Raw genomic sequence first — 25537 nt, forward strand, 5'->3', positions numbered from 1 at the left:
GACGGCGAACGATGAAAGCATTTGTACCGGCACTGGTTCTCAGTGCAGTGAGTTTTTCCGTTTGGGCGCAGGACGCCACCGTCAGCAGCGAGCTTATCAAGCGCGGTGAATACCTGGCGCGCGCCGGGGACTGCGTGGCCTGCCATACCGACGGCAAGAGCGGCAAGACCTTCGCCGGCGGTCTGGCGATGGAGACGCCGATCGGCACCATCTACTCCACCAACATTACGCCGGACAAGAAAACCGGCATCGGCGATTACAGCTTCGAGGATTTCGACAACGCGGTGCGTAAGGGCGTAGCCAAAAACGGCAGCACGCTCTACCCGGCGATGCCGTACCCGTCGTTCGCGCTGGTGAAAGAGGACGACATGCGCGCCATGTATGCCTATTTCATGCACGGCGTGCAGCCGGTGGAGCAGGCCAACAAGGACTCCGACATCCCGTGGCCACTGTCGATGCGCTGGCCGCTGAGCATCTGGCGCGGTATGTTCGCGCCGTCGCCGGCGGACTTCGTCGCCGACGCCAAGGCCGATCCGGTGATTGAGCGTGGCCGCTATCTGGTGGAAGGCCTGGGCCACTGCGGCGCCTGCCATACCCCGCGCAGCATCACCATGCAGGAAAAAGCGCTGAGCAACAGCGACAGCGACGACTACCTGTCCGGCAGCAACGCGCCGATCGACGGCTGGGTCGCTTCCAGCCTGCGCGGTGACCGTAAGGACGGCCTGGGCAGCTGGAGCGAAGCCGAACTGACCGAGTTCCTGAAAACCGGCCGCAACGACAAGGCGATCGTGTTTGGCGGCATGAGCGACGTGGTGGAACACAGCCTGCAATACCTGAGCGACGACGATCTGACCGCCATCGCACGCTACCTGAAATCGCTGCCGCCGAAAGACGGCAAGCAGCAGGCGGCGCCGGTTGAAGACAGCGTGGCCAAGGATCTGTGGCGCGGCGACGACAGCAAGCCAGGCGCGGCGTTGTATGTCGATAACTGCGCGGCCTGCCACCGCACCGACGGCGTGGGTTACAAGCGCGCCTTCCCGTCGCTGAAGGGCAATCCGGTGGTGCAGACCGAGGACGCGACCTCGCTGATCCACATCGTGCTGACCGGCAACACCACGCCGGCGGTGCAGGGCGCGGTATCCAACATCACCATGCCGCCGTTCGGCTGGCGTCTGAACGATCAGCAGGTGGCGGACGTGGTGAACTTCATCCGTTCCAGCTGGGGCAACAGCGCCAAGCCGGTGAGCGCCTCCGACGTGGCCGACGTGCGTAAAGACCGCTCGATGATCCGCGACGAGAAGGAGATGGGCAGCGCCGAGGTGCCGGACCACCCGGATGCGAAGAAATAAACCGCTTAAGGGCTCCGCAAGGGGCCCTTAGTTTTTTCTGCCTGCGCCGGTTTTTTCAGCATTTCCTGTTCGCAAATCGTTCGCTTGGCCGATAAAACATAGACCCGCAGCGGATTTTTCATTATCCTTTGCCGTCCTTTCATCAGGCGTAAGTATGAAATATCGCTTTAATTCACTGATTACTATTAAAAAATTCGCGGAGAAGGATATCCCGTTAGGCGCAATCGTTGGCGCCGCAGATTAAGGTAGACTGTCTCATGAGTACGATTTCTCCCGATTCAGGCACGCTGACGGCCGCTCAGCCTGCCAAATGGAACAAAACCGACACCGTCTGGATGTTCGGTCTCTATGCCACCGCGGTGGGTGCCGGCACGCTGTTCTTGCCGATCAACGCCGGCTTGAACGGCCCGCTGGTGTTGCTGTTGATGGCGTTGTTCGCTTTCCCGCTGACCTATTTGCCGCACCGCGCGCTCAGTCGCTTCGTGCTTTCCGGCTCCAGCCGCGACGGCAACATTCACGATGTGGTGGTGGAACACTTCGGCGTGCTGGCCGGCAAAATCATCATGGTGCTGTATCTGATGGCGTTCTTCCCGATCGTGCTGGTGTACAGCATTTCGATCACCAACGCGCTGGACAGCTTCCTGATCCACCAGTTCCACGTGGCGCCGCTGCCGCGCATCTGGCTCAGCCTGGCGGTGGTGGTGGTGCTCAATCTGGTGTTGCTGCGCGGCAAAGACAGCATCGTGGCGGCGATGGGCATGCTGGTGTTTCCGCTGCTGGTGTTCCTGATGGGCATTTCGCTCTATCTGATGCCGAGCTGGAATACCGCCAACTTCGTTCACGGCCTGGCCGCCACCCGCTTTGACACGCCGGGGCTGTGGCATTCGCTGTGGCTGGCGGTGCCGGTGATGGTGTTCTCCTTCAGCCATGCGCCGATCATCTCTTCCTTCGCCTCGACCCAGAAGAGCCTGTACGGCGACAAGGCGGAACGCCGCTGCGCACGCATCATGCGTTACAGCTATGTGCTGATCTGCGTCACCGTGCTGTTCTTCGTGTTCAGCTGCGTGCTGAGCCTGTCTCACGAAGACATGCTGCAGGCGAAGGAGCAGAACATCACCGTGCTGACTACGCTGGCCAACAAGTTCTCCAATCCGCTGATCGCCTATCTTGGCCCGGTGATGGCGATGTTGGCGATGGCCAAGTCCTATCTCGGCACTTCGCTGGGGGTGACGGAAGGGGCGACCAGCCTGATCGACGGCGTCACGCGCGCGGTCGGCAAGCCGCTCAGTTCGCGCCTGACGCACCGCATCTCCGCGGTATCGTTGTTCCTGCTCACCTGGGCGGCGACGGTGTGGAACCCCAGCGCGCTGCACATTATCGAAACCATCAGCGGCCCGCTGATTGCGGCGATCCTGTTCATCCTGCCGATGTACGCCGTGCGTGCGGTGCCGGCGATGCGCCAATACCGCGCGGCGAGCAACGTCTTCGTGCTGGTGATGGGCCTGATCGCGCTGTCGGCGCTGATCTACGGCCTGGTGTGATCCCCGGGCGCGCCACTTCCGGCGCGCCTCTTAACGTCCCTCTACACATCCCTTTGCAATTAATCGCCGATTTGCCGGGCGTTATCTTTGATAATGCAAGCCATTCTCATTAGTATTTCCCGATTGCGTTCTTGACTAAGGAGTTTTCGTGCACCGTCGAATCACCTTGCCGGCGCTGGTTTGCGCCGCCTTGCTCGCCTCTCCGGCGATGGCCACCACTTATCCGCTGACGCTGACCGACACTTCCGGCCAGACGATCACCCTCCCGCAAGAGCCGAAACGCATCGTGGTGCAGGACGGGCGCGACATTCTCACGTTGGCGCTGCTCGATCGCGCCAACCCGTTCGGCCGGCTGGTGGCCTGGAATAACCTGCTGAAGAAAAGCGATGCGGCGACCTGGGATATCTTGCAGAGCAAATGGCCGGCGGCGAAAAACATCATCGATATGGGATTCAGCGATAAGGGCGAAGTGAACCTGGAGAGCGTGATCGCCAAGCGGCCCGATCTGATGATCGCCCAGCTGCGCTCCAAGCCTTCGCTGAGCCAGACCGGCGTGCTGGATCGGCTGAAGGCGCTGAACGTGCCGGTGCTGTTCATCGACACCATGCTCAAGCCGGTGGAAAACACGCCGAAAAGCGTGACGCTGCTGGGGGAAACCCTCAACCGCGAAAGCGAGGCCCGGCAATATACCGATTATTATCAGCAGCATTATCAGGCGATTCTGGCCAAGACGCAGGCGGTGGAACCCAAACCACAGGTGTTCTTCGAAGCCAAGGCCGGCCTGAACGGGCTGGAATCCTGCTGCTTCACCCATGCGCACGTCGGCTGGGGGGCGCTGGTTGAGGCGGTCGGCGCGCGCAACATCGGCTCCGCGCTGTTGCCGGGCGCGACCGGCGATGTCGCGCTGGAAAAAGTGATCGCCATGAAGCCGGACGCCTACATCGTTTCCGGCTCGCAGTGGGCCAGCAAGACCAACGCCGCGGTGCCGTTCGGCTACGGCGTGACGCAGCAGCAGGTGGATGAGGCTTTCAACCGCATGAAACAGCGCCCGGGCTTCTCTCAGGTGTCGGCGGTTAAGGCGGGGCGGTTCTACGGCATCTACCATAACTTCTACAACCACCCGTACAACATCGTCGGGCTGGAGTATCTGGCGAAGTTTATCTATCCGGCGCAGTTCCCGGATCTGGACCCGGCCAAGACCTACAGCGAGATCCTCAGTCGCTTTACCGAAGTGCCGGAAGGCAAGGGCATTTTGGGCGCGCAGGCGCCGGCGGGGAAATAACGGCAACGGGCGCGATCGCGCCCGTTTTTGATCCTTAGGCGGCGGCCGGCGTATAGGTGGAGATGATCTCTAACACGCCGTTGATGATGAACTGCACGCCCATACACACCAGCAGGAAGCCCATCAGGCGCGAGATCGCCTCAATGCCGCTTTTCCCCACCAACCGCATGATGGCGCCGGAGCTGAGCAGACAGGCCCACAGGATCACCGCGACCGTCAGGAAGATGGCGACCGGCGCCACGGCCAGCACCCAGGGTTCAAAACCCAGCGTGTTATCTTTGACGCTCGACGCCGAGCTGATGATCATCGCGATGGTGCCCGGCCCGGCGGTGCTCGGCATGGCCAACGGCACGAAGGCGATGTTGGCCGAGGTCTTATGGCGCAGCTCGTGCGACTTGCTCTCCACCTCCGGCGCCTCATCGGCGCTTTGTTGCGGGAACAACATGCGGAAACCGATGAAGGCGACGATCAGGCCGCCGGCGATGCGCAGGCCGGGGATCGAAATACCGAAGGTGTTCATCACCACCTGGCCGGCATAAAACGCCACCGTCATGATGCAGAACACATAAACCGAGGCCATCAGCGACTGCTGATTGCGCTCCTCACGCGTCATATTGCCGGATAACCCGAGCAGCAACGCCACCGTGGTCAGTGGGTTGGCCAGCGGCAACAGCAGCACCAAACCCAGTCCGATGGCCTGGAATAACTGCAAAATACCCGTCATAAAATAACTCCCTGTGCAACGTTCAAGCCGCCAGGCGGCGGCCCATGAGCTCCACAGCCTAGCCTGCCGTACGGCCGGCGGCAATGGGGATAGCTCGTAACGTTAATTAACCGTCGGCGGGCGCTTCATCTTCACCGCTGCACTCGGCGGTGAGTTCTGGTTCACCCTCACACCCCAGCGGCGCTTCGTTGACCGCGATCGCCCGCGGCACCGAACGCGCGCCAAAATGCACCAGCCCATACAAGGTCGCCAATACCGCGCACACTACGCCGAGGACTGCGAGTAACCGGTTCATCTTCTGCATAAGTCTCGATTGGAACAGACTGGTTTCAGAATAGCGGCTGGCGGCGAAGATCGCCACGCGAAGCCGGTATACCGCCGAACGGCGGCGACAAAGCGAGCGGTGCCTGGAAAATGCGCACATTTTTTGTGTTTTATGGCCTTTTTCGCCGCAGTTGGCCGGTAAAGGCCGACGTTTCGCATCAATTGCTACACCCTGCAGGCTCAGCTGCCTACCATAGGCGCGCTTTAAAACAAGAATGAGACTGACTATGCAAGACGAACTGAAACTTTTACTGGGGAAAATTGGCGCCTTCGCGCTTTCCGGCGCTTTTTTGGCGGCCTTGGTCGGCCTGGTGTTTATCGACGTGCACTGGTTGCATAATTTCGTGCATGAAACCTCGCTGACCGAAGTGGCGCAGGAGCTGTTGCTGCTCGCCATCGCCGGCGGTTTTTTCGCCGCGGCCAGACGGCAGGCTGAACGCCGCTCCGCCTGGATGCTGGTCGGCGGCTTCTTTCTGTGCATGCTGATCCGCGAGATGGACTTCGCCTTCGATGCGCTGTGGCACGGCGCCTGGGTGTGGTTTGCGCTGGCGGTCGCCTTGGCCTGTCTGTGGCATGCCGCAAGGCACGTCGCGGCGACGGTGCGTGGGCTGGCCTATTTCGCGACGCATCCCGGCTACGGCATGATGTGTGCCGGTCTGCTGTGCATTCTGGTGTTTTCACGCCTGTTCGGCATGGGTGCGCTGTGGCAAACGCTGATGCTGGACGGTTACAACCGGGTGGTGAAAAACATGGTGGAAGAAGGCTGCGAACTGTTGGGTTACGGCCTGTGCCTGTTGGCCACCTTCAGCTACCTGAAAAGCGTTTTTGTGTCGAATAAAGCGAAAATGTGAGGGCGGCGGCACTTTATTTATCCGGAACAATTTTAGTGATACTATTCGCTTAGCCGAATGCGGCTGAGAAGGTATGCGTTCCATTCTGTATACCCAGTGAGGTTTCAATCTGGCAATTGTGGGCGAGATCTGAAACCTGGCTGACCAAACCCAAAACCCAATTTTCGTACTGCATGTGATCTGTCGTGTGGGTCACCACTGTAGATAAGGAATTATTAATGCCTGTTATTACTCTTCCTGACGGTAGTCAGCGTCATTTCGACCACCCCGTTTCCCCGATGGATGTCGCGCGCGATATCGGCCCTGGCCTGGCGAAAGCCTGTATCGCCGGCCGCGTCAACGGCGAGCTGGTTGACGCCGGCGATCTGATCGAATCGGATGCGCAGCTGGCCATCATCACCATCAAAGATGAAGACGGTCTGGAAATCATGCGCCACTCCTGCGCGCACCTGCTGGGTCATGCGATCAAGCAGCTGTGGCCGGATACCAAAATGGCGATCGGTCCGGTGATCGACAACGGTTTCTATTATGACGTGGATATCGACCGCACCCTGACGCAGGAAGACCTGGATCTGCTGGAAAAGCGGATGCACGAGTTGGCCGATAAGGATTACGACGTCATCAAGAAGAAGGTCAGCTGGCAAGAAGCCCGCGACACCTTCGCTGAGCGCGGCGAAATCTACAAAGTGGCGATCTTGGATGAGAACATCAGCCATGACGATCGTCCGGGCCTGTATCACCACGAAGAATACGTCGACATGTGCCGCGGCCCGCACGTGCCGAACATGCGTTTCTGCCACCACTTCAAACTGCAGAAAACCTCCGGCGCTTACTGGCGCGGCGACAGCAAAAACAAAATGCTGCAGCGTATCTACGGTACCGCCTGGGCAGACAAGAAGCAGCTGAACGCCTACCTGCAGCGCCTGGAAGAAGCGGCCAAGCGCGATCACCGCAAGATCGGCAAACAGCTCGACCTGTATCACATGCAGGAAGAAGCGCCGGGCATGGTGTTCTGGCATAACGACGGTTGGACGATTTTCCGCGAGCTGGAAGCCTTCGTGCGCATGAAGCTCAAAGAGTACCAGTACCAGGAAGTGAAAGGTCCGTTCATGATGGACCGCGTGCTGTGGGAAAAAACCGGCCACTGGGAAAACTACAAAGACGCCATGTTCACCACCGCGTCGGAGAACCGCGAATACTGCATCAAGCCGATGAACTGCCCGGGCCACGTGCAGATCTTCAACCAGGGCCTGAAGTCGTACCGCGATCTGCCGCTGCGCATGGGCGAATTCGGCAGCTGCCACCGCAACGAGCCTTCGGGTTCCCTGCATGGTCTGATGCGCGTGCGCGGCTTCACGCAGGATGACGCCCACATCTTCTGTACCGAAGAGCAGGTGCGCGCCGAAGTGAACGAATGCATTCGCATGGTTTATGACGTGTACGGCACCTTCGGCTTCGACAAGATCGCCGTCAAGCTGTCCACGCGTCCGGAAAAACGCATCGGCACCGACGACATGTGGACCCGTGCGGAAGAAGACCTGGCCGCCGCGCTGACCGAGAACGGCATTCCGTTCGAGTACCAGCCGGGCGAGGGCGCCTTCTACGGACCGAAAATTGAATTTACCCTGCATGATTGTTTGGATCGCGCATGGCAATGTGGTACCGTGCAGCTCGATTTCTTCTTGCCGGGCCGTTTGGGCGCCTCGTACGTTGGCGAAAACAACGATCGCGTCGTGCCGGTAATGATTCACCGCGCCATTTTGGGCTCCATGGAACGCTTCATCGGTATCCTTACCGAAGAATACGCCGGGTTCTACCCGACCTGGATCGCTCCGGTGCAGGTGGTGGTGATGAATATCACCGACAGCCAGTCTGATTACGTCCAGCAATTGACCAAAAAACTGCAGGATGCAGGTATTCGCGTGAAAGCGGACTTGAGAAATGAGAAGATTGGCTTTAAAATTCGCGAACATACTTTACGTCGAGTCCCTTACATGTTGGTGTGCGGCGACAAAGAGGTCGAAGCAGGCAAAGTTGCCGTTCGTACCCGCCGTGGCAAAGACCTGGGAAGCCTGGACGTAAACGAAGTCGTAGACAAGCTGCTGAAAGAGATTCGCAGCCGTAGTCTTCATCAACTGGAGGAATAAAGTATTAAAGGCGGAAAACGAGTTCAACCGGCGCGTCCTAATCGCATTAACAGAGAAATTCGCGCGCAAGAAGTTCGCCTAACCGGCGTCGATGGCGAGCAGATTGGTATCGTCAGTCTGAATGAAGCTCTTGAAAAAGCTGAGGAAGCGGGCGTTGATTTAGTAGAAATCAGCCCAAATGCCGAACCGCCAGTTTGCCGAATCATGGATTACGGCAAATTCCTCTACGAGAAGAGCAAGTCGACGAAAGAACAGAAGAAGAAGCAAAAAGTTATTCAGGTCAAGGAAATCAAATTCCGTCCTGGCACCGATGATGGCGACTATCAGGTCAAACTACGCAACCTGATTCGCTTTCTGGAAGATGGCGATAAAGCCAAAATCACCCTGCGTTTCCGCGGGCGTGAGATGGCGCACCAGCAGATCGGTATGGAAGTGCTTAACCGCGTCCGTAAAGACCTGTGTGAAGATATGGATCTGGCAGTGGTCGAATCCTTCCCTACGAAGATCGAAGGCCGCCAGATGATTATGGTGCTCGCTCCTAAGAAGAAACAGTAAGGCTTACAAGTAATGAAACCCGCGCGGCGCTTGCGCTGTGTGGGTTTTATTCGCCCAACTGATTCGTTGTTTAACAATGCGAAGTGGATTTAATTAAAATGCCAAAGATTAAAACTGTACGTGGTGCAGCCAAGCGCTTCAAAAAGACCGGCAGCGGTGGTTTTAAGCGTAAACATGCCAACCTGCGTCATATTCTGACCAAAAAAGCAACCAAGCGTAAACGTCACCTGCGTCCGAAAGGCATGGTGTCTAAAAACGATCTGGTCCTGGTTACCGCGTGCCTGCCGTACGCATAAGCCATTTTTTTTTGAATTTAGAATAAGACTTTAGGAGAGAGCATATGGCTCGCGTAAAACGTGGTGTAATTGCACGCGCACGTCACAAGAAAATCATGAAGCAGGCGAAAGGCTACTACGGTGCCCGTTCGCGCGTATATCGTGTTGCCTTCCAGGCAGTAATCAAAGCAGGTCAGTATGCTTACCGTGACCGTCGTCAACGTAAGCGTCAGTTCCGTCAGCTGTGGATTGCACGTATCAACGCAGCTGCTCGTCAGAACGGTCTGTCTTACAGCAAGTTCATCAACGGCTTGAAAAAAGCCTCGATCGAAATTGACCGTAAGATCCTGGCTGACATCGCAGTCTTCGACAAAGTGGCCTTCGGCGCACTGGTTGAGAAAGCGAAAGCAGCTCTGGCGTAAGTCAGTAGAAGAGGGAGCTTGCTCCCTCTTTTAATCTTTGTTTTCAGCGACAAATATTGACTTTCATTGGCCGCCGCTATATCACTGGTGGACAATCATCGACAAGGTACCGCAATCATGCACGCAGCTCTTTTTCGTTTCTTTTTTTACTTTAGCGCCTGATTTCAGGAGGCTTTGCGCGTAAGAAAAGAAACGAAAAGTAGCGCCTAAGCCTCCCTCGTGGAGGCTTTTTTGTTTTTGGCCATCGTCCCGCCTTGCCAGGCGTTGCGGTGAGGGCGGCAGACGCAACGCGGGCCATGCGCCGCGCAGGCGAGCCGGCCAGCCGGCAACGTATTGAAAAGTCTTTGAATAATGGTCAAAGGCGTGTTCGAATATAGATAACAATTACTTAGGGCCATCCCGGCCAGAGGAAGAGGAAAGCAATGCCACATCTCGCAGAGCTGGTTGCCAATGCCAAGGCAGCCGTAGAAGATGCCCAGGATGTTGCCGCGTTAGATTTGGTGCGCGTCGAATATTTTGGCAAGAAAGGTCATTTCACCTTGCAGATGCAGTCTCTGCGCGACGTACCGGCGGAAGACCGTCCGGCGGCCGGCGCGGTGATCAACCAAGCCAAGCAAGAGGTGCAGGACGCGCTGAACGCGCGTAAGAACACGCTGGAAAGCGCCGCGCTGAACGCGCGCCTGGCGGCTGAAACCATCGACGTTTCCCTGCCGGGCCGCCGTATGGAAAACGGCGGTCTGCATCCGGTGACCCGCACCATCGACCGTATCGAAACCTTCTTCGGCGAGCTGGGCTTCTCCGTGGCCACCGGCCCGGAGATTGAAGACGATTATCATAACTTCGACGCGCTGAACATCCCGGGGCACCACCCGGCGCGCGCCGACCACGATACCTTCTGGTTCGACGCCACGCGCCTGCTGCGCACCCAGACCTCCGGCGTGCAGATCCGCACCATGAAGAACCAGCAGCCGCCGATCCGCATCATCGCGCCGGGCCGCGTTTATCGTAACGACTACGATCAGACTCACACCCCGATGTTCCACCAGATGGAAGGGCTGATCGTCGATAAAGACATCAGCTTCACCAACCTGAAGGGTACGCTGCACGACTTCCTGAACAACTTCTTTGAAGAAGACCTGCAGGTTCGTTTCCGTCCGTCCTATTTCCCGTTCACCGAGCCGTCCGCTGAAGTGGACGTGATGGGCAAGAATGGCAAGTGGCTGGAAGTGCTGGGCTGCGGCATGGTGCATCCGAACGTGCTGCGCAACGTCGGCATCGATCCGGAAGTCTACTCCGGCTTCGCCTTCGGCATGGGCATGGAGCGCCTGACGATGCTGCGTTACGGCGTCACCGATTTGCGCGCATTCTTCGAAAACGATCTGCGTTTCCTCAAACAGTTTAAGTAAGGCGGGAATATCACATGAAATTCAGTGAACTCTGGTTGCGCGAGTGGGTAAACCCGGCCATCAGCAGCGAAGCATTATCCGATCAAATCACCATGGCCGGCCTGGAAGTGGACGGTGTGGATCCGGTCGCCGGTGCGTTTAACGGCGTTGTGGTGGGTGAAGTGGTCGAGTGCGGTCAGCACCCGAACGCCGACAAACTGCGCGTCACTAAGGTTAACGTCGGCGGCGATCGCCTGTTGGACATCGTCTGCGGCGCGCCGAACTGCCGTACCGGCCTGAAAGTGGCGGTCGCCACCGTGGGCGCGGTGCTGCCGGGCGACTTCAAAATCAAGGCCGCCAAGCTGCGCGGCGAACCTTCGGAAGGCATGCTGTGCTCGTTCTCCGAGCTGGGTATTTCCGACGATCATGACGGCATTATCGAGCTGCCGCTGGATGCGCCAATCGGCACCGACATCCGTGACTATCTGCAGCTGAACGACAACACCATCGAAATTAGCGTCACGCCGAACCGCGCCGACTGCCTGGGCATCATCGGCGTCGCGCGCGACGTGGGCGTACTGAACCAGGTTGCGCTGACCGAGCCGGATATGAGCCCGGTGGCTGCCACCATCGACGCCACGCTGCCGATCCGCGTTGACGCGCCGCAGGCGTGCCCGCGTTATCTGGGCCGCGTGGTGAAAGGCATCGACGTCACCGCGCCAACCCCGCTGTGGATGCGTGAAAAACTGCGTCGCTGCGGCATCCGCTCTATCGATGCGGTGGTTGACGTCACCAACTATGTACTGCTGGAGCTTGGCCAGCCGATGCACGCTTTCGATCTGAGCCGTATCGACGGCGGCATCGTGGTGCGCATGGCGGAAGAAGGGGAAACGCTGACGCTGCTGGACGGCAGTGAAGCCAAACTGAACGCCGACACCTTAGTGATCGCCGATCATCAAAAAGCGTTGGCGATGGGTGGCATCTTCGGCGGCGAGCATTCCGGCGTTAATGGGGAAACTCAGGACGTGCTGCTGGAATGCGCCTTCTTCAGCCCGCTGTCGATCACCGGCCGCGCGCGCCGTCACGGCCTGCACACCGACGCTTCTCACCGCTATGAGCGCGGTGTCGATCCGGCGCTGCAGTACAAAGCGATGGAGCGTGCCACGCGCCTGCTGCTCGATATTTGCGGCGGCCAGGCCGGCCCGATTATCGACGTGACCCACGAGAACGCACTGCCGAAGCGCGCCACCATCACGCTGCGCCGCGAGAAACTGGATCGCCTGATCGGCCACGTGGTGCCGAGCGAGCAGGTCAGCGACATTCTGCGCCGCCTGGGTTGCCAGGTGACCGAGCAGGGCGACAGCTGGCAAGCGGTCGCGCCGAGCTGGCGTTTCGATATGGAGATCGAAGAAGATCTGGTGGAAGAAGTGGCGCGCGTTTACGGTTACGACAACATCCCGGATGTGCCGGTCCGCGCCGATCTGGTGATGACCCAGCATCGCGAAGCCGATCTGACGCTGAAGCGCGTGAAGACCATGCTGGTCGATCACGGTTATCAGGAAGCGATCACCTACAGCTTCGTCGATCCGAAGGTGCAGGCGCTGTTGCACCCGAATGAAGAAGCGCTGATCCTGCCAAGCCCGATTTCGGTAGAAATGTCGGCGATGCGTCTGTCGCTGTGGACCGGCCTGCTGTCTGCGGTGGTGTATAACCAGAACCGCCAGCAGACGCGTCTGCGTCTGTTCGAAAGCGGCCTGCGCTTTGTGCCTGATAGTGCGGCAGATCTGGGTATCCGCCAGGACGTCATGCTGGCGGGGGTGATCGCCGGCCATACGCACGATGAACATTGGGATCTGGCGCGCAAGCCCGTCGACTTCTATGATTTAAAAGGGGATCTGGAGTCTGTCCTCGAACTGACCGGTAAATTATCCGAAATTCAGTTCCGGGCGGAAGCCAATCCGGCCCTGCATCCAGGGCAAAGTGCGGCGATTTATTTGCACGGCGAACGCGTAGGTTTCATCGGTGTGGTTCACCCGGAACTTGAACGTAAACTGGATCTTAACGGCCGCACCGTGGTGTTTGAACTGGAGTGGAACAAGCTTGCGAGCCGCGCTGTGCCTCAGGCGCGGGAGATTTCGCGCTTCCCGGCAAACCGCCGTGATATCGCCATTGTGGTGGCTGAAAACGTCCCCGCAGAAGATATTTTGGCCGAGTGTAAGAAAGTTGGCGCAAATCAGGTAGTTGGCGTAAACTTGTTTGACGTGTACCGTGGCAAGGGCGTGGCAGAAGGTGACAAGAGCCTGGCTATCAGTCTGGTATTGCAGGATACCGCTCGTACACTGGAAGAAGAGGAGATAGCCGCTACCGTTGCAAAATGCGTAGAGGCTCTAAAACAGCGATTCCAAGCATCCTTGAGGGATTGAACCTATGGCGCTTACTAAAGCTGAAATGTCAGAACACCTGTTTGAGAAGCTTGGGCTTAGCAAACGGGACGCCAAAGACCTGGTGGAACTGTTCTTCGAAGAGGTCCGTCGGGCCCTTGAGAACGGTGAACAGGTAAAACTGTCGGGTTTTGGCAACTTTGATCTGCGTGACAAGAACCAACGTCCGGGGCGCAACCCGAAGACCGGCGAAGACATTCCGATTACGGCGCGCCGCGTGGTGACTTTCCGTCCGGGTCAGAAGCTGAAAAGCCGGGTAGAAAACGCCAGCCCGAAAGGGTGAGTGACGTGACATCAAAAAAGGCCGCTTGCGCGGCCTTTTTCTTTTTTGGGGCAAAATTCAGTTTATTCCTAATCGAGCAGGTAGAGATTAAATATATTTATTAAATCACTACGGCGAAAATTTATTTAATCTTAATTGCGGAATATTCTTATATCTTATTTTTCTTGGGTGGTAATTTTATTTCTCTCTTCAATAACGACCATAATAATGGCCAGGGCCATCGCCGCGGTGACCACCGCCCCAGTGTGGACCCCAGCAGCAGGCACTGAGGGTTGAGGCCAGGGCCACCACGGCCAGCAGCATACCTATACGTTTAATCATCCTATTATCCTCCGGTGGGAATCCACTTAATTATAATTGTCGCGCGGCTTAAGCGGCGTCAGTTATTTGTTAAGCCTTGTCAGCGACTATGATAATTAAAGGCGGTGGCAAACAGTGTAGGGATTGTGTAAGGCCGTCGAAAACGATCTGAAAATAGGCATCGGTGAGATAGTCGCTAAATAAACGCACTGATATAACCACTGCAGCAAGAAAAATAGAGTGAGAAGGCAAAATGAAAAAGATCCTGTTGCTGGTGTGTTTCCCTCTGTTGCTGCCTTTGGCGGCGCAGGCCGATGTGTCCGTCGATATCAACGTACCGGGCGTTTCCCTGCATCTGGGGGATCAGGACCGCCGCGGTTACTACTGGGATGGCTACGACTGGCGTCCACCGCAATGGTGGCATGCGCATCAGGGGCGTGGCCTCGGCGAGCGCAATGCGCGTGGCTTGTACTGGGACGGCGGGCGTTGGCAACCTTCGCCACCGCGCGGGTATGAGCATCGCGAGCCGGCGCGCAGCGGCAATCCGTTCCACGGCGATCGCGATAATCGCGACCATGACCGGCGTCATGACGATCGCGGCGATCATAGTCGTGGCGATGACGGCCGCGGCCAGCCTTATCCGCAAGGCAACCCTGGCCCGCATCGTTAACCCCTGAGTTTATCGGCGGCTGGTTTTGCCATCATCGTTGCGATGACGGGCAGGGCCAGCCGCTGCTTTCCTGCGCCATCGCCAACGCAAGGCTTCCCCTTGCGGCGTTAACCCCCTAATATTCGACTCAGACGTCAATTATCCGGCCACGATAGCGGCCGGCAGGGAACCGCCGCGCCATGCCAACCAGCCGTACCTTCACCTTACTGTTGCAACACCAACGTTACCGCGACAAACGCCAGGTCATGCTGTTGGCGTTGGGCGTGGCGGTGGCGTTGTTGTTCAGCCTGTGCGCCGGGGATCAATGGATATGGCCGTCGGCGTGGTTCAGCGATCGTGCGCAGCTGTTTGTCTGGCAACTGCGTTTGCCGCGCGCGCTGGCGGTGATGCTGGTTGGCGCCGCCCTGGCGGTAGCGGGTGCGGTGATGCAGGCGCTGTTTGAAAACCCACTGGCGGAACCAGGCCTGCTGGGCGTGGCGAACGGCGCCGGCGTAGCGCTGGTGCTGACGGTATTGTTGGGCCACGGTCTGCTGCCGGTGGCGCTGATGAGCGCCGCCGCGATAGCCGGCGCGCTGGTGATGACTTTCTTGCTGCTGTGGTTTGCTCGCCGGCGGCGCCTGACCAATGCGCGGCTGTTGCTGGTTGGCGTAGCGCTGGGCATCGTGTGCAGCGCGCTGATGACCTGGGCGGTCTATTTCAGCACCAGCCTCGATCTGCGGCAGCTGATGTACTGGATGATGGGCGGTTTCGGCGGTGTCGACTGGCGTCAAAAGTGGCTGGTGCTGGCGTTGTTGCCGGTGCTGCTGTGGCTGTGCGGCCAGGGCCGAGCGCTCAATCTGATGGCGCTGGGCGAAGTGCAGGCGCGGCAGCTCGGGCTGTCGCTGCATGTGTGGCGCAATCTGCTGGTGCTGGCGATCGGCTGGCTGGTCGGTGTCAGCGTGGCGCTTGCCGGCGTGATCGGCTTCGTCGGGCTGGTGATCCCGCATATTCTGCGGCTCACCGGCCTGACCGACCAACGCTATCTGCTGCCGGCCTGTGCGCTGGCGGGAGCCGGCGTATTGCTGGTGGCCGATGTGATCGCCCGCGTTGCGCTACTGGCGGCCGAATTGCCGATCGGCGTGGTGACCGCCACGCTGGGGGCGCCGCTATTTATCTGGTTACTGACCCGGGCAAAAGGCGTAAGGTAGTTTTCTTCATTCACCTGCGATTAAAACTAAAGGATGACAACCGATGAGCAAGCCAATCTACAACCTGCCGTTACAAACCATCGAAAATCAGGCCACCACGTTGGGCGCCTATCAGGGCAAGGTGCTGCTGGTGGTCAATGTGGCCTCGGAGTGCGGCCTGACCAAGCAGTACGAAGGGCTGGAAGCGCTGTACGAAACCTATCGCGATCGGGGCCTGGAAGTGCTGGGGTTCCCGTCCAATGAATTCCTGGGCCAGGAGCCGGGCAGCAACGAAGAGATCCTGGCGTTTTGCCGTGGCACCTTCGGCGTGCAATTCCCGATGTTTGCCAAAATTGAGGTGAACGGCGACCAGCGCCATCCGCTGTATCAGGCGCTGATTGCCGCGCAGCCGGAGGCCACCGCCCCAGAGGGCAGCGAATTCCTGGCGCGGATGACCAGCAAAGGCCGCGCGCCGAAGCAAGCCGGCGATATTCTGTGGAACTTCGAGAAATTCCTCGTCGCGCGCGACGGTACGGTGATCCAGCGCTTCTCGCCTGACACTACGCCGGAAGATCCGGCGCTGGTGGCGGCGGTGAAACAAGCGCTGGCGGGATAAGACGGATGCTGCAGCTCGTTGAGGTTGGCGTGGCGGGGCGCCTGGCGCCTTTTTCGGCACAGATTGACGGCGGGTTGCAGGTCCATCTGATCGGCCCGAACGGCGCGGGGAAGAGCACCCTGTTGGCGCGGGTGGCGGGCATGTTGCCGGGGCTGGGCGAGGTCCGCCTGAACGAACGCGCGCTGTCCGATTATTCGGGGAGCGAACTGGCATGCCGGCGCGGTTACCTCAGCCAGCAACAGCCGCCGGTGTCGCTGATGCCGGTATTTCAGTATTTGGCGTTGCATCGGCCCGCGGCAGCGCCGCAAACTGATGTGGAGCACGCCATCCTCTATCTGTGCCAGCGCCTGAAGCTGGCGGATAAGCTGTCGCGCATGCTGACGCAGCTTTCTGGCGGCGAATGGCAGCGGGTGCGGCTGGCGGCGGTGCTGTTGCAGGTGTGGCCCAGCGTCAATCCGCACAGTCGGCTGTTGCTGTTGGATGAACCGACCAACAGCCTGGACGTGGCACAGAAAGTTGCGCTGGATCGCCTGCTGCGGGAGTTTTGCCAGAGCGGGCGCAGCGCTCTGGTGTGCGCGCACGATCTGAATCATACCTTGCAGCAAGCCGATCGGGTTTGGTTGCTGCACGCCGGGCGGCTGGTGGCGCAGGGCGTGACGCGTGAGGTGATGGCGCCCGCACTGCTGTCGCAGATCTACGAAGTGGATTTCCACCTGCAATGGGTGGGAGAACAGCGTTGGATCATGACCAAAACGGCTTAGATTTCTCCGCCAGCGTTCCACAACATAAACGAAAACTAAACATAGTGAATATAAATAGCGGGGTAAGCATTGACCAATATTGTGCTGCCTCTCATTTTCTCGTCGATTTTCTTGAAAAACGTCGATGACGTGCTACGCTTGATTCGGCAAAAATAAAATAAGTAAATAATTATTTAAAAACATAATAAATTGATTTTAATAATGATTTTAAATTGATGATGGCGACACCCACCAATCAGTTAACCCACTGATGACAAGTCTCGTCTTAAGGTTTAGTTAAGCTTGCGGCCTTACATTGGCAGTTAATCCACGGAAACGATTCTTCTCTGGCGTTTAATATTCGTTAAACGAAAGGGATTTACAGTGTCATCAAAAGCAGTTCGATACGTTTGGGGTTAACTATGGATCAATTTTTGCCTTTCTCTCGCCCGGCCATTGGCGATGAAGAAATCGCCGCGGTAGAGAAAGTGTTGCGTTCAGGTTGGATCACCACCGGGCCGCAAAACCAGCAATTGGAAAGCGACTTCTGTTCCACCTTCGGTTGTAAGCACGCCATCGCCGTCAGTTCCGCCACCGCGGGCATGCACATCACGCTGATGGCGCTCGGCATCGGTCCCGGCGACGAAGTCATCACCCCCTCGCAAACCTGGGTTTCCACCCTCAACATGATCGAGCTGCTGGGCGCCACGCCGGTGATGATCGACGTTGACCGTGATACGCTGATGGTCAGCGCCGCCGATGTCGAGGCCGCCATCACCCCGAAAACCAAAGCGATCGTTCCGGTGCATTACGCTGGGGCTCCCCTGCAGATGGACGCGCTGCGCGCCGTGGCCGAACGCCACCGTCTGCCGTTGATCGAAGACGCCGCTCACGCGGTCGGTACGCGTTACAACGGCGAATGGGTCGGCGCACGCGGCACGGCGATTTTCTCGTTCCACGCGATTAAAAACGTGACCTGCGCCGAAGGCGGCCTGATCGCCACCGACGACGATGCGCTGGCGGATCGTCTGCGTTGCCTGAAATTCCACGGTCTGGCCGTCGATGCCTTCGACCGCCAACAGCTCGGCCGCAAACCGCAGGCCGAAGTGGTGGAGCCGGGTTACAAATACAACCTGTCCGACATTCACGCGGCGATCGCCGTGGTGCAACTGTCGCGCTTTGCTGAGCTGAACGCGCGCCGTAAAGCGCTGGCGCAGCGCTACCTGAAGGCGCTGGAAGGTTCGCCGTTCCAACCGTTGGGCGTGCCGGATTACCCGCATGAACACGCCTGGCACCTGTTTATGGTCCGCGTCGATCCAGAACGTTGCGGCATCGATCGCGACCAGCTGATGGAGCGCCTGAAAGAGGTTGGCGTCGGTACCGGGCTGCATTTCCGCGCCGCCCATACCCAGAAATTCTACCGTGAGCGTTACCCGCAGCTTTCTTTGCCGAACACCGAATGGAACTCGGCGCGGCTGTGCACCTTACCGCTATTCCCTGATATGACCGACGCCGATGTCGATCGCGTGGTCAATGCCTTGTCTTCTGTTGTGGAGTCTTTACGTGTCTCGCGTTGAACCGATTAAAAAAGTGTCGATAGTCATCCCGGTATACAACGAGCAGGAAAGTTTGCCGGCGTTGCTGGAGCGTACTACCGCCGCCTGTAAGCAGTTGTCTCAGCCTTATGAAATCATCCTCGTCGACGATGGCAGCAGCGACAACTCCGCTGACATGCTGACCGCAGCGGCGGAAAAGCCGGACAGCCACGTGATCGCCGTCCTGCTGAACCGCAACTATGGCCAGCACTCGGCCATTATGGCCGGTTTCAACCAGGTGACCGGCGATCTGGTGATTACGCTGGACGCCGATCTGCAGAACCCGCCGGAAGAGATCCCGCGCTTGGTCAGCGTGGCGGAAGAGGGCTATGACGTAGTGGGCACCGTGCGCGCCAACCGTCAGGACTCCTGGTTCCGCAAAAGCGCCTCGCGGGTGATCAACATGATGATTCAACGCGCCACCGGCAAGTCGATGGGGGACTACGGCTGCATGCTGCGCGCCTATCGTCGTCATATCGTGGAGGCGATGCTGCACTGTCATGAACGCAGCACCTTCATCCCTATTCTGGCGAACACCTTCGCCCGTCGCACCACCGAAATCGAAGTGCGCCACGCCGAGCGCGAGTTTGGCGATTCCAAATACAGCCTGATGAAGCTGATCAACCTGATGTACGACCTGATCACCTGCCTGACCACCACACCGCTGCGTTTGCTCAGCGTGGTCGGCAGCATCGTGGCGCTGTCCGGTTTCGTGCTGGCGCTGGTGCTGATTGCGCTGCGTCTGCTGCTGGGTCCTGAATGGGCCGCCGGCGGCGTGTTCACCCTCTTCGCCGTCCTGTTCACCTTTATCGGCGCCCAGTTTGTTGGCATGGGGCTACTGGGTGAATACATCGGCCGCATCTATACCGACGTGCGCGCACGTCCTCGCTATTTTGTTCAGAAAGTGGTCGGCGTACAGCAAGACCACAATACTCAGGAAGAAGAATGATGAAAGCTATTGTATTTGCTTACCATGATATTGGCTGCGCAGGTCTGAAAGCGCTGACTGAGGCGGGTTATGACGTGCAGGCCGTGTTCACGCACACTGATGACCCTGGTGAGAACAACTTCTTCTCCTCCGTGGCCCGTTTGGGCGCCGAATTGGATCTGCCGGTCTACGCGCCGGAAGATGTGAACCACCCGCTGTGGGTTGATCGCATTCGCGAACTGCAGCCGGACGTGATCTTCTCGTTCTATTACCGTCACATGCTGAGCGACGAGATCCTGTCGCTGGCGCCGCTGGGCGGTTTCAACCTGCACGGTTCGCTGCTGCCGCGCTACCGTGGCCGCGCGCCGGTGAACTGGGCATTGGTGAATGGCGAAACCGAAACCGGCGCCACGCTGCACAAGATGGTGAAGCGCCCGGATGCCGGCGACATCGTTGGTCAGCAGAAAGTGACCATCGCCGACAACGACACCGCGTTGACGCTGCACAAAAAAGTGCTGGAAGCCGCGCAGGCCGTATTGAAAGAGCAGCTGCCGAAGCTGAAGAACGGCACCGCCAGCTTCACCAAGCAGGATGAGTCCCAGGCCAGCTACTTCGGTCGCCGCACCGCGGCGGACGGCGAGATCCTGTGGCACAAATCCGCCAAAGAGATCAACAACCTGGTGCGCGCCGTCACCGAACCGTACCCGGGTGCCTTCAGCTACCTCGGCCAGCGCAAGCTGATCGTCTGGCGCTCTCGCGTGCTGGATACCCAACACGATAAGCAACCGGGCACCGTGCTGAGCACCGCGCCGCTGGTCATCGCCTGTGGCGAAGGCGCGCTGGAAATCGTCGCCGGTCAGAACGAAAGTGGCCTGTATGTGCAGGGCAGCCGCCTGGCGCAGGAAATGGGCATCGTCACCGACGTGCGTCTGGCCGCCAAGCCGAATGCCGTGATGAAGCGCCGCACCCGCGTGCTGATCCTCGGGGTCAACGGTTTCATCGGTAACCACCTGACCGAGCGCCTGCTGCGCGACGATCGTTATGACATCTACGGTCTGGATATCGGCTCTGATGCCATCAGCCGCTTCCTCGACAACCCGCGTTTCCACTTCGTGGAAGGCGACATCAGCATCCATTCCGAGTGGATCGAGTATCACATCAAGAAATGCGACGTGGTGCTGCCGCTGGTGGCGATCGCGACGCCGATCGAATACACCCGCAACCCGCTGCGCGTGTTCGAGCTGGACTTCGAAGAGAACCTGAAGATCGTTCGCGACTGTGTGAAATACAACAAGCGCATCATCTTCCCGTCCACTTCCGAAGTGTACGGCATGTGCGACGACAAAGAGTTCGATGAAGATCATTCGCGTCTGATCGTCGGGCCGATCAACAAACAGCGCTGGATCTACTCGGTTTCCAAACAGCTGCTGGATCGGGTGATCTGGGCCTACGGCGCCAAAGAAGGCCTGAAGTTCACGCTGTTCCGTCCGTTCAACTGGATGGGGCCGCGTCTGGATAACCTGGACGCCGCGCGCATCGGTTCTTCCCGCGCCATCACCCAGCTGATCCTCAACCTGGTGGAAGGTTCGCCGATCAAACTGATGGACGGCGGCGCGCAGAAACGTTGCTTCACCGACATCAACGACGGCATCGAAGCGCTGTTCCGCATCATCGAGAACCGCGACGGCCTGTGCGACGGCCAGATCGTCAACATCGGCAACCCGACCAACGAAGCGAGCATTCGCGAGCTGGCGGAAATGCTGTTGGAAAGCTTCAACAACCACCCGCTGCGCGACCGCTTCCCGCCGTTTGCCGGCTTCAAGGATGTGGAGAGCAGCAGCTACTACGGTAAAGGTTACCAGGACGTCGAGCACCGCACGCCGAGCATCAAGAACGCGCGCCGCCTGCTGGACTGGCAGCCGACCATCGAGATGAAGCAAACCGTCGCCGATACGCTGGACTACTTCCTGCGCACTACCGTTCAGGAAGGGAACGGTGCATGAAGAAAGTCGGTCTGCGGGTTGATGTAGATACCTTCAGCGGCACCCGTGAAGGGGTGCCGCAGTTGCTGGACCTGTTCGAAAAGTACGACATTCAGGCCAGCTTCTTCTTCAGCGTGGGACCGGACAACATGGGGCGCCATCTTTGGCGCCTTTTGCGTCCGAAATTTCTGTGGAAAATGCTGCGTTCGAATGCCGCCTCGCTGTACGGCCTGGACATTCTGCTGGCCGGCACCGCCTGGCCGGGGCGCAATATTTCGCGCGCGTTGGGGCCGCTGATGAAGCGCACCGCCGAAGCCGGTCATGAAGTCGGGCTGCACGCCTGGGATCACCAGGGCTGGCAGGCCAAGGTCGGCAAGTGGAGCGAGGCGCAGTTGACCGAACAGGTGCAATTGGGCGTCGACGCTCTGAGCGCCTGCACCGGTCGGCCGGTGAAATGCTCCGCCGTGGCGGGCTGGCGTGCCGATACGCGCGTGCTGGAGGTCAAGCAGCGCTTCGGCTTCCATTACAACAGCGATTGCCGCGGCACCCATCCGTTCCGCCCGGTGCTGAGCGACGGGCGTCACGGTACGGTGCAGATCCCGGTGACGTTGCCGACTTTCGACGAGGTGATCGGCAGCGAAGTGAGCATGGCCGACTTCAACGACTATATTCTGCGCGCCATCGAGAACGATCGCGGCGTACCGGTGTACACCATTCACACCGAAGTGGAAGGCATGTCGCAAGCGGCGATGTTCGAACAGTTATTGCAACGCGCACGGCAGCAGGGCATCGAATTCTGCCCGCTGAGCGCGCTGTTGCCGCAAGATTTGGCGTCACTGCCGTTGGGCCGCATCAAGCGCGCTCCTTTCCCCGGCCGCGAAGGTTGGCTGGGCTGTCAAACCGATGTGAAGGACGTTACATGAAGGCGCTAAAAGGATCCTGGGCCATTGTGCTGGCCGTTTTTTTTGCTCTGGTTTACCTGATCCCGCTGAACGGTCGCCTGCTGTGGCAGCCGGACGAGACGCGTTATGCCGAGATCAGCCGTGAGATGCTGCAGCGCGGCGATTGGGTGGTGCCGCATCTGCTGGGGCTGCGTTATTTCGAAAAGCCGGTAGCGGGTTACTGGTTCAATAACATCAGCCAATGGCTGTTCGGCGAAAACAACTTTGCGGTGCGCTTCGGCTCGGTGTTCAGCACCGGCATGACCGCATTGCTGGTGTTCGCGCTGGCGATGCTGATGTGGCGCAATGCGCGCCGCGCCAGCCTGGCGACGCTGATGTTCCTGTCGATGGTGCTGGTATTCAGCATCGGCACCTACAGCGTGCTCGATCCGATGATTTCGCTGTGGTTGGCGGCGGCGATGGTCAGCTACTATCTGACGCTGAAAGCCACCTCGGTCAAAGGCAAACTGGGCGCTTACGCGCTGCTGGGGCTGGCCTGCGGCATGGGCTTTATGACCAAGGGCTTCCTGGCGCTGGCGGTGCCGGTGATCGCGGTGATCCCGATCGTCATTCAGCAACGACGCATCAAGGATCTGCTGTTCTACGGCCCGGTGGCGATCGTAACCGCCACGCTGCTCAGCCTGCCGTGGGCGCTGGCGATCGCGCAGCGTGAACCCGATTTCTGGAATTACTTCTTCTGGGTCGAGCACATTCAGCGTTTCGCCGAAGATAACGCTCAGCACAAGGCGCCGTTCTGGTATTACCTGCCGATCCTGCTGGCGGCGGTGCTGCCGTGGCTGGCGCTGCTGCCCGGTGCGCTGCTCAAAGGCTGGCGTGAGCGCGTGCAGCGCCCGGAGCTGTTCTTCCTGCTGAGCTGGGCGATGATGCCGTTGATCTTCTTCAGCATCGCCAAAGGCAAGCTGCCGACCTACATTCTGCCGTGCATGGCGCCGCTGGCGCTGCTGATGACCGCCTATGCGGAAGACTACGCCGCTACGCTGCGCACCAAGCTGTTTAAGGCCAACGCCTGGCTGAACGGCCTGTTCGGGCTGATCGGCATCGTGGCGCTGGTGGTGTTGATCTCCGGTTTGCTGCCGAAGGCGCATCTGTTTACCCCGCAGGAGTGGCCAAAAGTGGTTCTCGGCCTGATCGCCTTCGGCGGCTGGCTGCTGTTCGCGCTGGTCTCCGTACGCGATAACGGCCGCCAATGGCGTTGGGCGGCGGCTTGCCCGGTGCTGTTGTGTCTGGTGATCGGTTACGCGATTCCGCAGCAGGTGACCGACTCCAAACTGCCGCAGAACTTCGCGCGCGCCACGATGGCCGAGCTGGGCAACAGCCGTTATGTGCTGACCGACAGCGTCGGGGTGGCGGCCGGCCTGGCATGGGAGCTGAAGCGCAGCGACGTGCTGATGTACAGCCAGAAAGGCGAGGTGGCCTATGGTCTGGAGTATCCGGACGCCAAGGGGCACCTGATCAGCGACGCCGACTTCCCGCAGTGGCTGGCGCTGGCGCGCAAGCAGGGGAACGTGTCGCTGGTGCTGCAGCTGTCCCGCGGCGAAGCGTTGCCGCAGGAACTGCCTGCCGCAGACAAGGTGGATCGCATGAATCGTCTGGTGCTGATGTGGTATAAACAGCAACCATGATGGGTTTTCTGTTGGTGGTAGTGGTCAGTCTGCTCACCTGTGGTGGGCAGCTGTGCCAGAAGCAGGCGGCGCACTGTTGGGAACAGGCCGGCGAGGCGCGGCTGAAGCAGACGCTGCGCTGGCTGGCGCTGGCGGTGTTGTTGCTGGGGCTGGGCATGGCGGTGTGGCTCAATGTGCTGCAACGCCTGCCGCTTAGCCTGGCTTACCCGATGCTGAGCCTGAATTTCGTGATGGTGACGCTGGCGGCGCGTTGGCTGTTTCATGAGCCAACGACCCCGCGCCATTGGTGCGGCGTGGCGTCGATTATGTTGGGGATCCTGCTGATGAGCGTGCATTCATGAGGGGCTATGCCTGGGGCGCTGCCAGCGTGCTGCTGGTGACGCTGGCGCAGTTGCTGATGAAGTGGGGCATGGTGCAAATCCCGCTGATGTCGTTCGCCGACGTCTCGTTGGCGTTGATCGGCGACTACTGGCTGCCGTTGCTGGCAGTGGGCGGCGGCATCTTCGGTTATGCGTTGTCGATGCTGTGTTGGTTCTTTGCGCTGCGCCACCTGCCGTTAAACCGCGCTTATCCTCTGCTGAGCGTCAGCTACGCGCTGGTCTATCTGGCGGCGGTGATCCTGCCGTGGTTTAACGAATCCGCTACGCTGCTGAAAACGTTGGGCACGCTGTTTATTCTGTTCGGCGTCTGGCTGATTAACAGCAAATCCGAGACGAAATCGCCGGAATAGGGTCAAAACCGGCGATCCTGCTATTATCTCCCTCATGGCGCTTGCCTTTTTCCCCGTGCGGGAGATAAATTACGCCAAATAGCGCTCTCCTTACGTGATGCCGGCTTTGCCTCGCAGGCGGTGGTGGTGTGCCGATTGGCATAATGCGGCAGCGTGTTCAATGAAGGGATATTATGCGGATGCGTGTGTGGTTTTTATTAGCCAGTTTGATTCTCGCCGGTTGCAGCAGCCATGCGCCGCCGCCCAGCGGCCGCCTGGCGGATTCGATCGTGGTGGTGGCCCAGCTCAATGAGCAGCTGCGCCAGTGGTACGGCACACCTTACCGCTATGGCGGTCTGGATCGCGGCGGCGTGGATTGTTCCGGCTTCGTTTACCGCACGTTCCGCGATCGTTTCGACATGCAGCTGCCCCGTTCGACCGAAGAGCAAACCTCGCTGGGCACCAAAGTCTCGCGCGATGAGCTGATGCCGGGCGATCTGGTGTTTTTCAAGACCGGCGGTGGCGAGAACGGCCTGCACGTCGGCATCTACGATACCAACGACCAATTTATCCACGCTTCGACCAGCCGCGGGGTGATCCGTTCCTCGCTCGATAACGTCTACTGGAAGCGGGTGTACTGGCAGGCGCGACGCATTTAGCCTTAACCT

At 59.0% G+C, this 25537-nt stretch carries 27 protein-coding genes and 1 other annotated feature; of the genes, 24 read left to right on the forward strand and 3 right to left on the reverse strand.

What is annotated here, in order from left to right:
* Positions 1 to 11 precede the first annotated feature (11 nt).
* From GKN89_RS00190 to GKN89_RS00200, 3 genes are all read left to right on the forward strand, one after another.
* Positions 12 to 1349 carry a cytochrome c gene (locus GKN89_RS00190; RefSeq protein ID WP_074054383.1) on the forward strand — a complete coding sequence of 446 codons (1338 nt, stop codon included), beginning with the start codon at positions 12 to 14 and terminating at the stop codon, positions 1347 to 1349.
* 257 nt (positions 1350 to 1606) lie between these two features.
* Positions 1607 to 2890 carry a serine/threonine protein kinase gene (locus tag GKN89_RS00195; protein WP_025159921.1) on the forward strand — a complete coding sequence of 428 codons (1284 nt, stop codon included), beginning with the start codon at positions 1607 to 1609 and terminating at the stop codon, positions 2888 to 2890.
* 148 nt (positions 2891 to 3038) lie between these two features.
* Complete coding sequence (locus GKN89_RS00200; protein WP_025159920.1) at positions 3039 to 4172, forward strand: ABC transporter substrate-binding protein; 1134 nt, start codon at positions 3039 to 3041, stop codon at positions 4170 to 4172.
* Between the two features lie 34 nt (positions 4173 to 4206).
* Here the strand turns inward: GKN89_RS00200 and GKN89_RS00205 are convergent, their stop codons facing one another.
* A complete protein-coding gene (locus GKN89_RS00205) occupies positions 4207 to 4896 on the reverse strand; it encodes a MarC family NAAT transporter (RefSeq protein ID WP_019454910.1) in 690 nt (229 codons plus the stop codon).
* Between the two features lie 106 nt (positions 4897 to 5002).
* The gene (locus GKN89_RS00210) at positions 5003 to 5200 is read right to left on the reverse strand and encodes a hypothetical protein (protein ID WP_230328895.1); all 198 of its coding nucleotides are present in this window, start codon (positions 5198 to 5200) and stop codon (positions 5003 to 5005) included.
* Positions 5201 to 5447: 247 nt separating this feature from the next.
* Here GKN89_RS00210 and GKN89_RS00215 point away from each other — a divergent pair, with 247 nt between their 5' ends.
* The 9 genes from GKN89_RS00215 to ihfA all read left to right on the forward strand — a co-directional run bounded on the left by GKN89_RS00215 (position 5448) and on the right by ihfA (position 13579).
* Complete coding sequence (locus GKN89_RS00215) at positions 5448 to 6071, forward strand: hypothetical protein (protein ID WP_154746121.1); 624 nt, start codon at positions 5448 to 5450, stop codon at positions 6069 to 6071.
* A gap of 218 nt (positions 6072 to 6289) precedes the next feature.
* Positions 6290 to 8218, forward strand: a complete 1929-nt coding sequence (gene thrS, locus GKN89_RS00220) for a threonine--tRNA ligase (protein WP_025159696.1) — start codon at positions 6290 to 6292, stop codon at positions 8216 to 8218.
* 3 nt (positions 8219 to 8221) lie between these two features.
* Positions 8222 to 8773 carry a translation initiation factor IF-3 gene (gene infC / locus GKN89_RS00225; protein ID WP_048233542.1) on the forward strand — a complete coding sequence of 184 codons (552 nt, stop codon included), beginning with the start codon at positions 8222 to 8224 and terminating at the stop codon, positions 8771 to 8773.
* Between the two features lie 98 nt (positions 8774 to 8871).
* Positions 8872 to 9069 (forward strand): 50S ribosomal protein L35, encoded by a 198-nt coding sequence (gene rpmI / locus GKN89_RS00230; protein ID WP_004931418.1) that lies wholly within the window; start codon positions 8872 to 8874, stop codon positions 9067 to 9069.
* A gap of 44 nt (positions 9070 to 9113) precedes the next feature.
* Complete coding sequence (gene rplT / locus GKN89_RS00235; RefSeq protein WP_004931417.1) at positions 9114 to 9470, forward strand: 50S ribosomal protein L20; 357 nt, start codon at positions 9114 to 9116, stop codon at positions 9468 to 9470.
* Positions 9471 to 9583: 113 nt separating this feature from the next.
* Positions 9584 to 9706, forward strand: a sequence feature (Phe leader region).
* On the forward strand, positions 9588 to 9632 hold the full coding sequence (gene pheM, locus GKN89_RS24275) for a pheST operon leader peptide PheM (RefSeq protein ID WP_139074214.1): 45 nt from the start codon (positions 9588 to 9590) through the stop codon (positions 9630 to 9632). (Overlaps the previous feature by 45 nt.)
* Before the next feature lie 186 nt (positions 9707 to 9892).
* Complete coding sequence (gene pheS / locus GKN89_RS00245) at positions 9893 to 10876, forward strand: phenylalanine--tRNA ligase subunit alpha (RefSeq protein WP_025159697.1); 984 nt, start codon at positions 9893 to 9895, stop codon at positions 10874 to 10876.
* Positions 10877 to 10890: 14 nt separating this feature from the next.
* The gene (gene pheT, locus GKN89_RS00250) at positions 10891 to 13278 is read left to right on the forward strand and encodes a phenylalanine--tRNA ligase subunit beta (RefSeq protein ID WP_019456029.1); all 2388 of its coding nucleotides are present in this window, start codon (positions 10891 to 10893) and stop codon (positions 13276 to 13278) included.
* A 4-nt stretch (positions 13279 to 13282) separates the two neighbouring features.
* Positions 13283 to 13579, forward strand: a complete 297-nt coding sequence (gene ihfA, locus GKN89_RS00255; RefSeq protein ID WP_004931414.1) for an integration host factor subunit alpha — start codon at positions 13283 to 13285, stop codon at positions 13577 to 13579.
* Positions 13580 to 13768: 189 nt separating this feature from the next.
* On the opposite strand, the gene GKN89_RS24455 is transcribed toward ihfA, so the two are convergent.
* On the reverse strand, positions 13769 to 13900 hold the full coding sequence (locus GKN89_RS24455) for a hypothetical protein (protein ID WP_255427997.1): 132 nt from the start codon (positions 13898 to 13900) through the stop codon (positions 13769 to 13771).
* A gap of 232 nt (positions 13901 to 14132) precedes the next feature.
* On the opposite strand from GKN89_RS24455, the gene GKN89_RS00260 reads away from it, so the two are divergent.
* The 12 genes from GKN89_RS00260 (at position 14133) to GKN89_RS00315 (ending at position 25528) form a co-directional block, all read left to right on the forward strand.
* Entirely contained in the window at positions 14133 to 14549 is a 417-nt protein-coding gene (locus tag GKN89_RS00260; protein WP_063919343.1) for a DUF2502 domain-containing protein, read from the forward strand.
* Between the two features lie 179 nt (positions 14550 to 14728).
* The gene (gene btuC / locus GKN89_RS00265; protein WP_063919344.1) at positions 14729 to 15736 is read left to right on the forward strand and encodes a vitamin B12 ABC transporter permease BtuC; all 1008 of its coding nucleotides are present in this window, start codon (positions 14729 to 14731) and stop codon (positions 15734 to 15736) included.
* 43 nt (positions 15737 to 15779) lie between these two features.
* On the forward strand, positions 15780 to 16331 hold the full coding sequence (locus tag GKN89_RS00270) for a glutathione peroxidase (RefSeq protein ID WP_063919345.1): 552 nt from the start codon (positions 15780 to 15782) through the stop codon (positions 16329 to 16331).
* A gap of 5 nt (positions 16332 to 16336) precedes the next feature.
* Positions 16337 to 17092 carry a vitamin B12 ABC transporter ATP-binding protein BtuD gene (gene btuD / locus GKN89_RS00275; protein ID WP_019456025.1) on the forward strand — a complete coding sequence of 252 codons (756 nt, stop codon included), beginning with the start codon at positions 16337 to 16339 and terminating at the stop codon, positions 17090 to 17092.
* A 401-nt stretch (positions 17093 to 17493) separates the two neighbouring features.
* A complete protein-coding gene (gene arnB, locus GKN89_RS00280) occupies positions 17494 to 18648 on the forward strand; it encodes a UDP-4-amino-4-deoxy-L-arabinose aminotransferase (protein WP_063919346.1) in 1155 nt (384 codons plus the stop codon).
* Positions 18635 to 19615, forward strand: coding sequence for an undecaprenyl-phosphate 4-deoxy-4-formamido-L-arabinose transferase (arnC, locus tag GKN89_RS00285; RefSeq protein ID WP_019456023.1), 981 nt, complete (start codon positions 18635 to 18637; stop codon positions 19613 to 19615). Before arnB ends, arnC begins: the two co-directional genes overlap by 14 nt.
* Positions 19615 to 21597, forward strand: coding sequence for a bifunctional UDP-4-amino-4-deoxy-L-arabinose formyltransferase/UDP-glucuronic acid oxidase ArnA (gene arnA / locus GKN89_RS00290; protein WP_063919614.1), 1983 nt, complete (start codon positions 19615 to 19617; stop codon positions 21595 to 21597). The genes arnC and arnA overlap by 1 nt, the downstream gene beginning before the upstream one ends.
* Positions 21594 to 22499: a 4-deoxy-4-formamido-L-arabinose-phosphoundecaprenol deformylase gene (gene arnD / locus GKN89_RS00295; protein ID WP_074054376.1), complete on the forward strand. Its 906-nt coding sequence runs from the start codon at positions 21594 to 21596 to the stop codon at positions 22497 to 22499. Before arnA ends, arnD begins: the two co-directional genes overlap by 4 nt.
* Positions 22496 to 24160 (forward strand): lipid IV(A) 4-amino-4-deoxy-L-arabinosyltransferase, encoded by a 1665-nt coding sequence (arnT, locus tag GKN89_RS00300; RefSeq protein WP_154746124.1) that lies wholly within the window; start codon positions 22496 to 22498, stop codon positions 24158 to 24160. The genes arnD and arnT overlap by 4 nt, the downstream gene beginning before the upstream one ends.
* Positions 24157 to 24501 carry a 4-amino-4-deoxy-L-arabinose-phosphoundecaprenol flippase subunit ArnE gene (arnE, locus tag GKN89_RS00305; protein ID WP_154746125.1) on the forward strand — a complete coding sequence of 115 codons (345 nt, stop codon included), beginning with the start codon at positions 24157 to 24159 and terminating at the stop codon, positions 24499 to 24501. The genes arnT and arnE overlap by 4 nt, the downstream gene beginning before the upstream one ends.
* The gene (gene arnF / locus GKN89_RS00310; protein ID WP_019456018.1) at positions 24498 to 24890 is read left to right on the forward strand and encodes a 4-amino-4-deoxy-L-arabinose-phosphoundecaprenol flippase subunit ArnF; all 393 of its coding nucleotides are present in this window, start codon (positions 24498 to 24500) and stop codon (positions 24888 to 24890) included. Before arnE ends, arnF begins: the two co-directional genes overlap by 4 nt.
* 173 nt (positions 24891 to 25063) lie before the next feature.
* On the forward strand, positions 25064 to 25528 hold the full coding sequence (locus GKN89_RS00315) for an NlpC/P60 family protein (RefSeq protein ID WP_016927954.1): 465 nt from the start codon (positions 25064 to 25066) through the stop codon (positions 25526 to 25528).
* Positions 25529 to 25537: the final 9 nt, after the last annotated feature.

It is taken from the genome of Serratia sp. YC16, from assembly GCF_009707615.1.
Lineage (GTDB): Bacteria > Pseudomonadota > Gammaproteobacteria > Enterobacterales > Enterobacteriaceae > Serratia > Serratia surfactantfaciens.

Excerpts from the sequence above, each read along its gene's own strand:
- GKN89_RS00190 (WP_074054383.1), top strand. The coding sequence starts at position 12 with ATGAAAGCATTTGTACCGGCACTGGTTCTCAGTGCAGTGAGTTTTTCC.
- GKN89_RS00195 (WP_025159921.1), top strand. The coding sequence starts at position 1,607 with ATGAGTACGATTTCTCCCGATTCAGGCACGCTGACGGCCGCTCAGCCT.
- GKN89_RS00205 (WP_019454910.1), bottom strand. The coding sequence starts at position 4,896 with ATGACGGGTATTTTGCAGTTATTCCAGGCCATCGGACTGGGTTTGGTG.
- GKN89_RS00210 (WP_230328895.1), bottom strand. The coding sequence starts at position 5,200 with ATGCAGAAGATGAACCGGTTACTCGCAGTCCTCGGCGTAGTGTGCGCG.
- GKN89_RS00215 (WP_154746121.1), top strand. The coding sequence starts at position 5,448 with ATGCAAGACGAACTGAAACTTTTACTGGGGAAAATTGGCGCCTTCGCG.
- thrS (WP_025159696.1), top strand. The coding sequence starts at position 6,290 with ATGCCTGTTATTACTCTTCCTGACGGTAGTCAGCGTCATTTCGACCAC.
- rpmI (WP_004931418.1), top strand. The coding sequence starts at position 8,872 with ATGCCAAAGATTAAAACTGTACGTGGTGCAGCCAAGCGCTTCAAAAAG.
- rplT (WP_004931417.1), top strand. The coding sequence starts at position 9,114 with ATGGCTCGCGTAAAACGTGGTGTAATTGCACGCGCACGTCACAAGAAA.
- pheS (WP_025159697.1), top strand. The coding sequence starts at position 9,893 with ATGCCACATCTCGCAGAGCTGGTTGCCAATGCCAAGGCAGCCGTAGAA.
- pheT (WP_019456029.1), top strand. The coding sequence starts at position 10,891 with ATGAAATTCAGTGAACTCTGGTTGCGCGAGTGGGTAAACCCGGCCATC.
- ihfA (WP_004931414.1), top strand. The coding sequence starts at position 13,283 with ATGGCGCTTACTAAAGCTGAAATGTCAGAACACCTGTTTGAGAAGCTT.
- GKN89_RS24455 (WP_255427997.1), bottom strand. The coding sequence starts at position 13,900 with ATGATTAAACGTATAGGTATGCTGCTGGCCGTGGTGGCCCTGGCCTCA.
- GKN89_RS00260 (WP_063919343.1), top strand. The coding sequence starts at position 14,133 with ATGAAAAAGATCCTGTTGCTGGTGTGTTTCCCTCTGTTGCTGCCTTTG.
- btuC (WP_063919344.1), top strand. The coding sequence starts at position 14,729 with ATGCCAACCAGCCGTACCTTCACCTTACTGTTGCAACACCAACGTTAC.
- GKN89_RS00270 (WP_063919345.1), top strand. The coding sequence starts at position 15,780 with ATGAGCAAGCCAATCTACAACCTGCCGTTACAAACCATCGAAAATCAG.
- btuD (WP_019456025.1), top strand. The coding sequence starts at position 16,337 with ATGCTGCAGCTCGTTGAGGTTGGCGTGGCGGGGCGCCTGGCGCCTTTT.
- arnB (WP_063919346.1), top strand. The coding sequence starts at position 17,494 with ATGGATCAATTTTTGCCTTTCTCTCGCCCGGCCATTGGCGATGAAGAA.
- arnA (WP_063919614.1), top strand. The coding sequence starts at position 19,615 with ATGAAAGCTATTGTATTTGCTTACCATGATATTGGCTGCGCAGGTCTG.
- arnD (WP_074054376.1), top strand. The coding sequence starts at position 21,594 with ATGAAGAAAGTCGGTCTGCGGGTTGATGTAGATACCTTCAGCGGCACC.
- arnT (WP_154746124.1), top strand. The coding sequence starts at position 22,496 with ATGAAGGCGCTAAAAGGATCCTGGGCCATTGTGCTGGCCGTTTTTTTT.
- arnE (WP_154746125.1), top strand. The coding sequence starts at position 24,157 with ATGATGGGTTTTCTGTTGGTGGTAGTGGTCAGTCTGCTCACCTGTGGT.
- arnF (WP_019456018.1), top strand. The coding sequence starts at position 24,498 with ATGAGGGGCTATGCCTGGGGCGCTGCCAGCGTGCTGCTGGTGACGCTG.
- GKN89_RS00315 (WP_016927954.1), top strand. The coding sequence starts at position 25,064 with ATGCGGATGCGTGTGTGGTTTTTATTAGCCAGTTTGATTCTCGCCGGT.